This is a genomic window from Streptomyces sp. NPDC039423 (assembly GCF_055598725.1).
In genome coordinates this window covers 90,769-102,713 of record NZ_JBVKAH010000006.1, presented here as the reverse complement: position 1 = coordinate 102,713, position 11,945 = coordinate 90,769, and the positions used below count along the sequence as shown (strand labels likewise).

Below are 11,945 nucleotides of genomic sequence, written 5' to 3'. Positions count from 1 at the left end.
GGCAGGCATGGAAACGCCCCCTCCGCAGACCGAACGCACCGAGCCCACCGAGGCGGACGTCGCGGCGTTCGAGGAACAGCTCGGCCGCCCGCCGCGCGGCCTGCGCGCCATCGCGCACCGCTGCCCGTGCGGCAACCCCGACGTGGTGGAGACCGCGCCCCGGCTCCCCGACGGCACGCCGTTCCCGACGACGTACTACCTCACCTGCCCGCGCGCGGCCTCCGCGATCGGCACGCTGGAGGCGAACGGCGTCATGAAGGAGATGACCGAACGGCTCCAGTCCGACCCGGAGCTGGCCGCCGCCTACCGCGCCGCGCACGAGGACTACATCGCCCGCCGTGACGCCATCGAGGTCCTGGAGGGCTTCCCCAGCGCCGGCGGCATGCCGGACCGGGTGAAGTGCCTGCACGTGCTCGTCGGCCACTCGCTGGCCGCCGGACCGGGCGTGAACCCGCTGGGTGACGAGGCCCTGGCGATGCTGCCGGAGTGGTGGGCCAAGGGGCCGTGCGTGACGGGCCGCCAGGACGAGGAGGCCGGCGCATGACCCGCGTCGCCGCCATCGACTGCGGGACGAACTCCATCCGCCTCCTGGTGGCCGACGTGGACCCCGCGACCGGCGAGGTTACCGACCTGGACCGCCGGATGACGATCGTCCGGCTCGGCCAGGGCGTGGACCGGACGGGCCGGCTCGCGCCCGAGGCGCTGGAGCGGACCTTCGCCGCCTGCCGCGAGTACGCCGCCGTCATCAAGGAGTACGGGGCGGAGCGGCTGCGGTTCGTGGCGACCTCGGCCTCGCGCGACGCCGAGAACCGCGACGACTTCGTGCGGGGCGTGCTGGACGTCCTCGGGGTGGAGCCGGAGGTCATCACCGGTGACCAGGAGGCGGAGTTCTCCTTCACCGGGGCGACCAGGGAGCTGACCCGGGATACGGCGGGCACGGGCGCCGGTGCCGGCACGGGCTCCGGCTCGGGCACGGGCGCCGGCTCGGGCACGGGCTCCGGCTCGGGTGAGTACCTGGTCGTCGACATCGGCGGTGGCTCGACCGAGTTCGTGGTCGGCACCTCGCACGCCCGCGCGGCGCGCTCGGTCGACATCGGCTGCGTCCGCCTGACCGAGCGTCATGTGCAGGGCGATCCGGTCTCCGAGGCCGAGGTGGCGGCGATCCGGGCGGACGTCGAGGCGGCCCTGGACCTGGCCGAGGAGACCGTCCCGCTGCGGGAGGCGGACACGCTCGTCGGGCTGGCCGGTTCGGTCACGACGGTCGCGGCCGTCGCGCTGGGGCTGACCGCGTACGACTCGGCGGCGATCCACCGGTCGCGCATCTCCTACGAGCAGGTCGCCGAGGTCACGGCGCGGCTGCTGGCCGCGACGCACGACGAGCGGGCCGCGATCCCGGTGATCCACCCCGGCCGGGTGGACGTCATCGCCTCCGGGGCACTGGTCCTGCTGGCCGTCATGGAGCGCACCGGGGCGCGCGAGGTGGTCGTCTCCGAACACGACATCCTGGACGGAATCGCCCTCTCGCTCGTCTGATCCACGGGTGATCCGGGCGTCCCGGAAGGGGCCGCGGAGAAAGTTCGTGAAGTTCTTCACAAGGAAAAGGGCCCTGAGGGGGGTCGCGGAGCCGTTCACGGGCCGTCCGGACCCCGCTCGGGGCCCTTTCGCAGGTCCGTACCGCACCCTCAGCTATGTTTCGCAGGTGTGAACTCCGGTGGCGGTCCACGGTTAAAAGGTGCTCGCTGTCCCAGTTCAACGGGGGTGAACAACGACGTGCGATACACCCTGGTTCCCCTGTGGCGCCATGACCTCGGTCACGTGGGCGGCGCAGTGTAGCAGAGGTCTCCCAGGACCTTGTGAAGGGGCGCACGAGCGACCCCCCTCGACCGGGTGGATACTCGATGGCATGAGCACCACGGAGCGTCCCAGGATCCTCGTAGTAGGCGGTGGGTACGTAGGCCTGTACGCAGCTCGGCGCATCCTCAAGAAGATGCGCTACGGCGAGGCGACCGTCACGGTCGTCGACCCCCGGTCGTACATGACCTACCAGCCCTTCCTGCCCGAAGCCGCCGCCGGCAGCATCTCGCCGCGGCACGTCGTCGTCCCGCTGCGACGCGTGCTGCCCAAGGCCGAGGTACTCACCGGCCGGGTCACCACCATCGATCAGGACCGCAAGGTCGCCACGATCGCGCCGCTCGTCGGCGAGTCGTACGAGCTGCCCTTCGACTACCTGGTCATCGCGCTCGGCGCGGTCTCCCGCACCTTCCCGATCCCCGGCCTCGCCGAGCAGGGCATCGGCATGAAGGGCATCGAGGAGGCCATCGGCCTGCGCAACCACGTCCTCGAGCAGCTCGACAAGGCCGACTCGACGACCGATGAGGAGGTCCGCCGCAAGGCGCTGACCTTCGTCTTCGTGGGCGGCGGCTTCGCCGGCGCGGAGACCATCGGCGAGGTCGAGGACCTGGCCCGCGACGCCGCGAAGTACTACAAGAACGTGAAGCGCGAGGACATGCGCTTCATCCTGGTGGACGCCGCGGACAAGATCCTCCCCGAGGTCGGCCCCAAGCTCGGCAAGTACGGCAAGGAGCACCTGGAGGGCCGTGGGGTCGAGGTCTACCTCTCGACGTCCATGGACTCCTGCGTCGACGGCCACGTGGTGCTGAAGAACGGCCTGGAGGTCGACTCCAACACCATCGTGTGGACCGCCGGTGTGAAGCCCAACCCGGCGCTGGCCCGCTTCGGCCTGCCGCTGGGCCCGCGCGGCCACGTCGACTGCGCCCCCACGCTCCAGGTCAACGGCACCGACTACATCTGGGCCGCCGGCGACAACGCCCAGGTCCCGGACCTCGTCGGCCGCAAGGCCGGCAACGAGAACGCCTGGTGCCCGCCGAACGCCCAGCACGCGCTGCGCCAGGCCCGGGTCCTCGGCGACAACGTGATCTCCGGCATGCGGGGCTTCCCGCAGAAGGAATACAGCCACGCCAACAAGGGTGCGGTCGCCGGTCTCGGCCTGCACAAGGGCGTCGCGATGATCGTCATGGGCAAGGTGAAGATCAAGCTCAAGGGCCGTCTCGCCTGGTACATGCACCGCGGCTACCACGGCATGGCCATGCCGACCTGGAACCGCAAGATCCGCGTCTTCGCGGACTGGACGCTCGCGATGTTCCTCAAGCGCGAGGTCGTCTCCCTCGGCGCCATCGAGTCGCCGCGCGAGGAGTTTTACGAGGCCGCCAAGCCGGCCCCCGCCGCTCCCGCCGCGTCGAAGCAGGAGAAGGCCAAGGCCTCCTGACCGGTCGCCCCGGTCCACCGCGCCCCTGAGGGGCCGCCCGCCATCCGTGGTGCGGGCGGCCCCTCTTCGCGTACCCCGGGTCCCCGGGACCGCGTACGGGGTCCCGGGGCCGCGCGGGGCCCGGGAGGGCGCGGCGGCGGACTGAGGGGGCGTCACGGCGCACGAGCGGCGCGAACCGACCGTATTTTGCCGTCGCATTGCTTCGTTTCGGGACTGCGCCCGCGCGCCCCGGGTGTTTTCGTGGTGTTGAGCATTTCTGGGACTCCTCATCACGGAGGTGTGCACCATGGCCGACGCCGCGTCGCGGCTCACCACGCTCGCCGAGGACCTGTTGGGCGTTCCGCTCCCGGTCGGCATCCGCGCCTGGGACGGCAGTGAGGCGGGACCTCCCGGTGCGCCCGTCGTCGTCCTGCGGCACCGCCGGGCGCTGCGGCGGTTGCTGTGGCGGCCGGGCGAGCTGGGCCTCGCCCGGGCCTGGGTGGCCGGGGAGCTGGACGTGGAGGGCGATCTGTACGAGGCCCTCGACCGGCTCTCGGGTTTCATCTGGGAGCGGGGCGGCGCCACCGGGGGCGGCCCGCACCCGCTGCGGGACCCCGCCAAGAGGGCCGCCGCGCGCACCCTGCTGGAGCTGGCCGGTCCCTGGCCGCCGCCCGGCCCGCCGCCCGAGGAGGTCAGACGCCGCACCGGGCCCCTGCACACCAAGCGGCGCGACAAGGAGGCCATCAGCCACCACTACGACGTCGGCAACGACTTCTACGCGCTGGTCCTCGGCCCGTCCATGGTCTACTCGTGCGCCTACTGGTCCGAGGGCGGCACGCTGGAGGAGGCGCAGGCCGCCAAGCTCGACCTGGTCTGCCGCAAGCTCGCCCTCACCGAGGGGGACCGGCTGCTGGACGTGGGCTGCGGCTGGGGCTCGATGGCCATCCACGCCGCCCGCGAGTACGGCGCCCGTGTCGTCGGCGTCACCCTCTCCACCGAGCAGGCCGCCTACGCCCGCAAGCGCGTCGCCGACGAGGGCCTGACCGACCTGGTCGAGATCCGCGTCCAGGACTACCGGGACGTCAGGGACGGGCCGTACGACGCCATTTCGTCCATCGGGATGGCCGAGCACGTCGGCCGGGTCCGCTACCGCGAGTACGCCGGCGACCTGTACGCCCTGCTCAAGCCCGGCGGCCGGCTGCTCAACCACCAGATCTCCCGCCGCCCCGAACCGGACGAGGCGGCCTACCGCGTCGACGACTTCATCGACCGGTACGTCTTCCCCGACGGCGAACTCGCGCCCGTCGGCCGTACCACCACCGCCCTGGAGGAGGCCGGCTTCGAGGTCCGGGACCTGGAGGCCCTCCGCGAGCACTACGCCCTCACCCTGCGGCAGTGGGTGACCAACCTGGAGGAGCGCCTGCCCGAGGCCGAACGCCTCACCTCACCCGGCCGGGCCCGCGTCTGGCGCCTGTACATGGCGGCCTCCGCGGTCTCCTTCGAACGCAACCGCATCGGCGTCAACCAGATCCTCGCCGTCCGGACGCCCGACGGCGGCGCCTCGGGCCTGCCGCTGCGCCCGAGGGTGTGGAACGAGCGCGCGGACGGCTGACACGACGAAGGGCCGGGCCCCCGCGACGGGGAGCCCGGCCCTGCCCTCACGGGCGGGTCACTCGGCCTTGATGGCGTTCAGCATGTTGAGCCGGGCGGCGCTGCGCGCCGGCCACATCGCGGCCAGGACGCCCACCAGGGCGGCCAGGCCCAGGAAGAGGCCGATCCGGTCCCAGGGGATGACCAGCGCGTAGCCCGGCAGGCTCGACTTGATGGTCTGGCCGATCGCCCAGCCCAGGAACGAGCCGAGGCCGATGCCGACCACCGCGCCGAAGACCGAGATCACCACGGCCTCCAGCCGCACCATGCGCTTCACCCGGCGCCGGTCCAGGCCGATCGCCCGCAGCATGCCGATCTCCTGCTGCCGCTCGAACACCGACATGGCGAGCGTGTTGACGACACCGAGCACCGCGATGATCAGGGCCATCGCCAGCAGGCCGTACATGATGTTCAGCAGCATGTTGATCATGCCGCCGAACTCGTCGCGGATGTCCTGCTTGTCCATGACGTTGATCGCCGGGTTCTCACCCAGGGCGCTGACCAGCGCCTTCTCGTTCGCCGGGGTCTGACCGCCGTCCATCTTCACGAAGATCTGCGGGATGAACGGGCGCACCTCGTGCGGGGCGACGACCTTGGTGTCCACCAGGACCGGGGAGAGGAACTCGGTGTCCTTGTAGACGGCGCCGACCGTCAGCCGGCCCTTCTTCTTGTCGCCGAAGGTGACCGGCAGGGTGTCGCCGACCTTCCAGCCCTGCTTGGTGGCCGTCTTCTCGGCGACCGCCATCCGGCCCTGGCCGAGGGAGGCGAGGGAGCCGTCGACCAGCTCCACGTTGAGGACCCGCTCGACGTCGCCGGGCGTGATGGCCGACGCCGACACCCACTCGTCGCCGATGTCGAAGTACGCGGCCTGCTGCGGGGAGACCGCCGAGACACCCGGCGCCTTCTCCAGCGCGGCCAGCGCGGACCGGTCGAGGTCGCCGCCGCCGGCCATGACGACCATGTAGTCGGCCTTGATCTGGTCCGTGGTCATCTTGTCCAGCGCCGTGCCGACGGTCACGCCCAGCACCGACAGACCGGTCACCAGGGTCAGGCCGATCGCCAGCGCGGAGGCGGTGGCACCGGTACGGCGGGGGTTGCGGACGGCGTTCTGGCTCGCCAGCTTGCCGGACACCCCGAAGGCCTTGATCATCAGCGGTCGCACCAGGGCGATGACCGGCCGCGACAGCAGCGGGATCAGCACGATCACGCCCACCAGCGCCAGGAACGCGCCGCCGGCGATGGTCCACCGGCCGTCGGAGCCGGCCGCGGCGCCCAGCACGATCAGCGCGGCACCCGCGGCGGTGAGGAAGCCGCCGATGGAGTTCCGTACCACCAGCGACTTGGTCGTGGCGATCGCGTGGACGCTGCTCATCGCGGCGACCGGCGGGATCTTCGCGGCCCGGCGGCCGGGCAGCCAGGCGGCGAACATGGTGATCAGCACACCGACGGCCAGCGCGGAGAGCAGCGGCGTCGTACCGATGACCAGCGGCCCGTCGGGCACCTTCATGCCGAACGCGGCCATCCCGGACCGCAGCCCGGCCGCCAGGGCGATGCCCAGGCCGAAGCCGACCACGGAGGCGACCAGGCCGACCACACCGGCCTCGGCCAGCACCGAGCGGGTGATCTGCTTGCGGGAGGCGCCGACGGCGCGCATCAGCGCCAGTTCCTTGGTGCGCTGGGCGACCAGCATGGTGAAGGTGTTGGAGATCAGGAAGACGCCGACGAAGAGCGCGATGCCGGCGAAGCCCAGCAGCATCTGGTTGAGGCCGCTCAGCCCCTCCTCGATCGACTTCGCCTGCTCGTCGGCGAGCGCGGCGCCCGTCTGGGCCTCGGCGCTCTCCGGGACCAGCGGCTTCACCGCGGCCAGGATGCGGGCGTCGTCGGCGCCGGGAGCGGCGGTGACGGTCAGGTTGGTGTAGTAGCCGGGCTTGAGGTAGAGCGTCTGGGCGACGGAGGTGTCGAACAGCACCAGGCTGCCGCCCGCGTTGACGGCACCGTCGTCGGTGGTGAAGACACCGGCGAGGGTGTACTCCTTGACCGGGCCGTTGGTGGCGACGCGCACCCGGTCGCCGACCCGGTACTCGCCGGTGGCGGCGGTGTCCATGTCGAGCGCGATCTGGTCGTCCCGCACCGGGCCCGAGCCCTCGGTGAAGTCGTAGGCGGGGTCCTTGCCGTCCTTGCCGGGGGCGAAGTTGGAGCCCTTGTTGGACCAGCCGACGCCGATCAGCTTGCCCTCGGGGTCGGCGACCCCGGCGAAGCCGTCCACCCGTCCGGCGACGGCGGCGACCCCGTCGAGACCGGCGATCCGGTCGACGGTCTTCTGGGAGAGGCCGGGCTCCTGCTTGGCGTCGTCCCGGTCGGCGTAGGAGGTGACGGCCACCGCGACGTCGTCGTAGCTCTTGGCCGACTGGTTGCGGAAGGCGTTGGAGAGGGTGTCGGTGAAGACCAGGGTGCCGGAGACGAACGCGACGCCGAGCATGACGGCGAGCACGGTCATCAGCAGCCTGGCCTTGTGCGCGAGCACATTGCGCAAGGCGGTACGGAACATGAGGTGTGAGTCCTGGGGTGAAGAGGGATCGGCGGGGTCGCCCGGGGGGCCGGGACCGTCGGGCCCGGGGCGGCCGCCCCGGCGGTGCGTCAGCTCGTGCGGCAGCGTCGGCCGGAGCGGCTGCGTCAGCTCGTGCGGCCCTTGGCGTCGAACTCCTTCATGCGGTCGAGCACGCCGTCCGCCGTGGGCCGCAGCATCTCGTCGACGATCCGGCCGTCCGCGAGGAAGATGACGCGGTCGGCGTAGGAGGCGGCCACCGGGTCGTGGGTGACCATCACGACGGTCTGCCCCAGTTCGCGCACGGAGTTGCGCAGGAAGCCCAGCACTTCGGCGCCGGAGCGGGAGTCCAGGTTTCCGGTCGGCTCGTCACCGAAGATGATCTCGGGGCGGGAGGCCAGCGCGCGGGCCACGGCGACGCGCTGCTGCTGGCCGCCGGAGAGCTGCGCGGGCCGGTGGCTCAGCCGGTCGGACAGGCCCACCATGTCGATGACCTTGCGCACCCAGTCCTTGTCGGGCTTGCGGCCCGCGATGTCCATGGGGAGCGTGATGTTCTCCAGCGCGGTCAGCGTCGGCAGCAGGTTGAACGCCTGGAAGATGAAGCCGATCTTGTCCCGGCGGAGCTGGGTGAGCTGCTTGTCCTTCAGGGAGCCCAGCTCGGTGTCGCCGATGCGCACCGAACCGCCGCTGAAGGTGTCCAGCCCGGCCACGCAGTGCATCAGCGTCGACTTGCCGGAGCCGGAGGGACCCATGATCGCGGTGAACTCGCCCTGGTGGAAGTCCACCGTGACCTGGTCCAGCGCGACCACCTGGGTCTCGCCGTGTCCGTAGACCTTGGACAGATCCGTGGCGCGGGCGGCTACCGCGGTGGAGCGGTAAGCGGTGGTGGTGGTCACGAGGGGACTCCTGTCGGGGACTGTTCTTCGAGGACCCCTCCATCGTCGGCGCCGACCACCCCGCCGGGCGTCCGTCCGGGTGCCCGTATCGGGGGCAGCCTGGAGTCGGACCGGGGAGCGCACCCCTCCTCCTGAGGTATGACGGGATCCCTGAGACGCGGACCGGGTTCACCGACCGGGTGACACCGGGCGGCGACTTTCCGTCATTCCTTTGCGTACGTTTTTGCCTGCGGGAACCCCCGGAGTCTGCCGGGGACCGCCGTCCACCAGCACTGACGCACCCTCAGACGTCAATAAAATAAGACAACATCGGGCCACCGTTCCGCTGTTCGGGGGACGGGCCCCGATAGGCTCGTGCGCGAACGCGGAGCCGCGGGGTAACGCCCGGATGGTGGAATGCAGACACGGCGAGCTTAAACCTCGCTGGCCTTCGGGCCGTACCGGTTCGAGTCCGGTTCCGGGCACTCCCGATCCCCATCACGGGAGCGGTCCCACAAAAAACCGGACGACCGGCAGGATTCAGCCACGGACCAGTGTGACAGGAGGGAAAGATCCTCCCCGAGCACTAGGGTGTTTCTTTTGCTTGCCCATTACTCTTGTTCCAAGGCCGCGCACGGCGGCCATGGAGGAGTGAGATGAGGAGCAGCAACCCGGTCTTCTCGCGACGGGGGTTCAGCCGCGACAACGGCTATGCGGGCTTCAACGCGCAGCAGCCGCAGGCCGGGGGCCCCGCCGCTGGAACCAGCCCGTACGCGACGAACCCGTACGCGACCAACCCCTACGCGCAGGACGCCCAGCTCGGCGCCCCTGTCCAGGCCCCGGCCCGCCCGGGCGCGATGACCATCGACGACGTGGTGTCCCGCACCGCGATGACGCTCGGTACGGTCTTCGTCACCGCGGCGCTCGCCTGGTTCCTGCTGCCGGTCGACCCGGCGAAGATCAACACCTCGTACGGCATCGCCGTGGGCGCGGCCCTCGTGGCGTTCGTCTTCGCGATGATCCAGTCGTTCAAGCGCAAGGCCTCTCCGGCGCTGATCCTGCTGTACGCCGCGTTCGAGGGCGTCTTCCTGGGTGTGATCTCCAACGCCGTGTCGACGTACGTCTCGCCCGGCGTCGTCCCGCAGGCGGTGCTCGGCACCATGGCGGTCTTCGCCGGTGTGCTGATCGCGTACAAGATGCGCTGGATCCGCGTCACCCGCCGCTTCTACGGCTTCGTGATGGCGGCCGCCCTGGGCTTCGTCCTGCTGATGGCGGTGAACGCGCTGTTCGCCCTCTTCGGCGGCGGTGACGGCCTCGGCTTCCGCAGCGGCGGCCTCGGCATCCTGTTCGGCGTCATCGGCATCATCCTCGGCGCGTGCTTCCTGGCCCTCGACTTCAAGCAGGTCGAGGACGGCATCACGTACGGCGCTCCGCGCGAGGAGGCGTGGCTGGCGGCCTTCGGCCTCACCATGACGCTGGTGTGGATCTACCTGGAGTTCCTGCGGCTCCTGTCGATCCTCCAGGGCGACGACTGACCGCCCCGATCGCACGAAGGGCCCGTCCGGCATCCGCCGGGCGGGCCCTTCCGCGTCCGTCCCTCAGTGCCGCCTCACAGCAGCTTGCGGGCGGCCCGCCTCAGGTCGTACTCGTGGATGATCGCCTTGGCGTGTCCGTAACTGAGGTCGTGCTCGCCCCGGAGCCAGCTCACCTTCTCCTCGAATCGGACGAGGGAGGGGCCTTCCTCGACGGTGCGGAGCCAGTCGGACACTTGCCGGCCGGTGCAGTGGGGAATGCGGGAGAGCAGATTTCGATGGGTTTCTTCGGAGAAGACTTGGGACATCGGCGCCTCCGGACGCTTCGCGCGTGTGCTCCTTCCCGTCACCGTGCCTGAGGGTTCGCCCGTTGGCAACAGTCCCGTGGCGGCGCGTAGGGTCGCGGCGTGCTCGATACGACAGAACTGACCACCGCCGTCGACCGCTTCGCCGACCGGCTGCGCGCCGCGCCGCAGAGCCGGCTCCAGCGGGGAGCGGCGGCCGAGGGGCTCGCCCTGGCCAGGGAATTGGCGCTGCGGGCCCAGCGGCTGGAGGCCCCCGGCCGGCCGCCGAGGACCCTGCCGGACGCCGGGGTGTTCACCGTCGCCGACCAGCTCGTGGTGGCCTGCAACGATTTGGCGGAAATCCTGCGAACGGCCCCGCCCACGCCCCCGCTGCGGCGGGAGCTGGACGAGGCCGTGGCGGCGGTACGGCGGGCGGCGGCTACAGCGACGCTATGACGCGGTCCGCCAGCACGTAGACGTTCTCGGCGCCCGCGTCGCCGCCGCACGAGAACGTCAGGGCGTACGCGCCCGACACCCCCGAGCCGCCCAGCAGCACGGGCGTCCCACCGCCGCGCAGCGCGTCCGCGAGGCGCTCGGCGGTCTCCCGGTGGCCGGGCGTCATGCACAGGGTGGTGCCGTCCGCGAAGACGTACACGTCCAGGGTGCCGAGCGGGCCGGGCCGTACGTCGGTGAGCGCCGTACGGGTCGCGGCGAGCTCCTCCAGCCGGGCCACGGTGCGCTCGTGGTCGGTGACGACCGGCGTCTGGACCGGCACGAAGTCGGGGTGCGAGGGGTGGCGGCGGCGGGCCGCGGCCAGCTCGGGGGAGTCCTCGGGGAACGTGTTGTCGGTGATGCCGGGGACGTCGGGCAGCTCGGCGAGGGCGTCCAGGTCGTCCAGCCCGTCGCCGTACTCGGCGTACTCGGCGCCCAGGTCCATCGCGTCCATCGCCTCCAGGCCCGCGAAGTCCGCCTGGCGCGGTACGAAGAACGGCGCGTCCTCACCCGGCCCGGCGGCCGGGTGGCCGCCGCCCAGGGCGCCGAGCCCGCCCAGCAGCGTCCCGGAGCCGTCGCCCGCGTCGCGTGCCTCCTGGGCGGCCCAGAAGGCCCGCGCCTCGGCCAGCTCGCGCTCCCGCTCCTCGGCGAGGGCCTCGGCGACGGCCGCGCGTATGTCCTCGGTGGAACGGGCGTGGGGCACGGTCGGGGCGGGGCCGGTGGTGTGCGCGGCGGCGAGCTCCGTGCGCAGCGCGGTGACCTGCTTGCGCAGCCCGTGGGCGGCGTGCAGGGCAGCGGCGCCCACGGCCGTGGCGGTGGCCGTGGTCAGCAGCAGGGCGAGAGACATGGCGCTCACTGACTTACTCCCGGTTTCAATCGATCCCCCGCACTTCCTACATCAGCTTGTCCTGCCCTCGCGCCTCCTGTCAGTGCATTACGTCACGAAATGGACAGGTCTTTCGCCACACGGTCTCCCTGCATATGACGGCTGACCTGCACAAACGAATCTCCCCCGGGAGATAGGTCACATCCTGGGGGAGATTCGGTCACGGCTGGGACGCGGAGCGGTTGGGGGCGGCGGGAGGGGGCTCGGCCCGGAAGCGCCGGGCAGGTGCCGCCCTCGTGCCTCGGGCGACCCCTACCCTCCGCTACGGCTCAGCTCAGCCGCGCGGTCTCTCGCTCGCGCCGAGCCTCGCCACCGCTGCGGGCAGGTGCCGCCCTCGTGCCTCGGGCGACCCCTACCCTCCGCTACGGCTCAGCTCAGCCGCGCGGTCTCTCGCTCGCGCCGAGCCTCGCCACCGC

The 11,945-nt window shown here is 71.5% G+C and carries 10 protein-coding genes and 1 tRNA gene; 7 read left to right on the top strand and 4 right to left on the bottom strand.

The genetic code is table 11. The annotated features are described in order from the left end of the window. Positions 1–7: 7 nt before the first annotated feature. The 4 genes from ACZ7LK_RS20280 to ACZ7LK_RS20265 all read left to right on the top strand — a co-directional run bounded on the left by ACZ7LK_RS20280 (position 8) and on the right by ACZ7LK_RS20265 (position 4,877). Entirely contained in the window at positions 8–544 is a 537-nt protein-coding gene (locus ACZ7LK_RS20280) for a DUF501 domain-containing protein (RefSeq protein WP_392275221.1), read from the top strand. Then, complete coding sequence (locus tag ACZ7LK_RS20275; RefSeq protein WP_471142366.1) at positions 541–1,533, top strand: Ppx/GppA phosphatase family protein; 993 nt, start codon at positions 541–543, stop codon at positions 1,531–1,533. Before ACZ7LK_RS20280 ends, ACZ7LK_RS20275 begins: the two co-directional genes overlap by 4 nt. 370 nt (positions 1,534–1,903) lie before the next feature. Beyond that, the gene (locus ACZ7LK_RS20270) at positions 1,904–3,286 is read left to right on the top strand and encodes an NAD(P)/FAD-dependent oxidoreductase (RefSeq protein ID WP_392275223.1); all 1,383 of its coding nucleotides are present in this window, start codon (positions 1,904–1,906) and stop codon (positions 3,284–3,286) included. A gap of 286 nt (positions 3,287–3,572) precedes the next feature. Next, positions 3,573–4,877, top strand: a complete 1,305-nt coding sequence (locus tag ACZ7LK_RS20265; protein ID WP_471142362.1) for a class I SAM-dependent methyltransferase — start codon at positions 3,573–3,575, stop codon at positions 4,875–4,877. 57 nt (positions 4,878–4,934) lie between these two features. Here the strand turns inward: ACZ7LK_RS20265 and ACZ7LK_RS20260 are convergent, their stop codons facing one another. Together ACZ7LK_RS20260 and ACZ7LK_RS20255 are read right to left on the bottom strand one after the other, a co-directional pair. Then, positions 4,935–7,463 (bottom strand): ABC transporter permease, encoded by a 2,529-nt coding sequence (locus ACZ7LK_RS20260; RefSeq protein ID WP_471142359.1) that lies wholly within the window; start codon positions 7,461–7,463, stop codon positions 4,935–4,937. Between the two features lie 125 nt (positions 7,464–7,588). Continuing rightward, positions 7,589–8,356, bottom strand: coding sequence for an ABC transporter ATP-binding protein (locus tag ACZ7LK_RS20255; protein ID WP_392275226.1), 768 nt, complete (start codon positions 8,354–8,356; stop codon positions 7,589–7,591). A gap of 382 nt (positions 8,357–8,738) precedes the next feature. Between ACZ7LK_RS20255 and ACZ7LK_RS20250 the strand changes: the two genes are divergently transcribed. Beyond that, positions 8,739–8,820, top strand: a tRNA-Leu gene (locus ACZ7LK_RS20250). Positions 8,821–8,991: 171 nt separating this feature from the next. Next, on the top strand, positions 8,992–9,870 hold the full coding sequence (locus tag ACZ7LK_RS20245) for a Bax inhibitor-1/YccA family protein (RefSeq protein ID WP_392275227.1): 879 nt from the start codon (positions 8,992–8,994) through the stop codon (positions 9,868–9,870). Positions 9,871–9,944: 74 nt separating this feature from the next. Here the strand turns inward: ACZ7LK_RS20245 and ACZ7LK_RS20240 are convergent, their stop codons facing one another. After that, positions 9,945–10,175 carry a DUF4287 domain-containing protein gene (locus ACZ7LK_RS20240; RefSeq protein WP_392275228.1) on the bottom strand — a complete coding sequence of 77 codons (231 nt, stop codon included), beginning with the start codon at positions 10,173–10,175 and terminating at the stop codon, positions 9,945–9,947. A 99-nt stretch (positions 10,176–10,274) separates the two neighbouring features. Here ACZ7LK_RS20240 and ACZ7LK_RS20235 point away from each other — a divergent pair, with 99 nt between their 5' ends. Next, positions 10,275–10,607, top strand: a complete 333-nt coding sequence (locus ACZ7LK_RS20235) for a hypothetical protein (protein WP_469463410.1) — start codon at positions 10,275–10,277, stop codon at positions 10,605–10,607. Here ACZ7LK_RS20235 and ACZ7LK_RS20230 read toward each other — a convergent pair. Continuing rightward, complete coding sequence (locus ACZ7LK_RS20230) at positions 10,591–11,490, bottom strand: hypothetical protein (RefSeq protein WP_392275317.1); 900 nt, start codon at positions 11,488–11,490, stop codon at positions 10,591–10,593. The two genes, ACZ7LK_RS20235 and ACZ7LK_RS20230, sit on opposite strands and share 17 nt — an antisense overlap. Positions 11,491–11,945 lie beyond the last annotated feature (455 nt).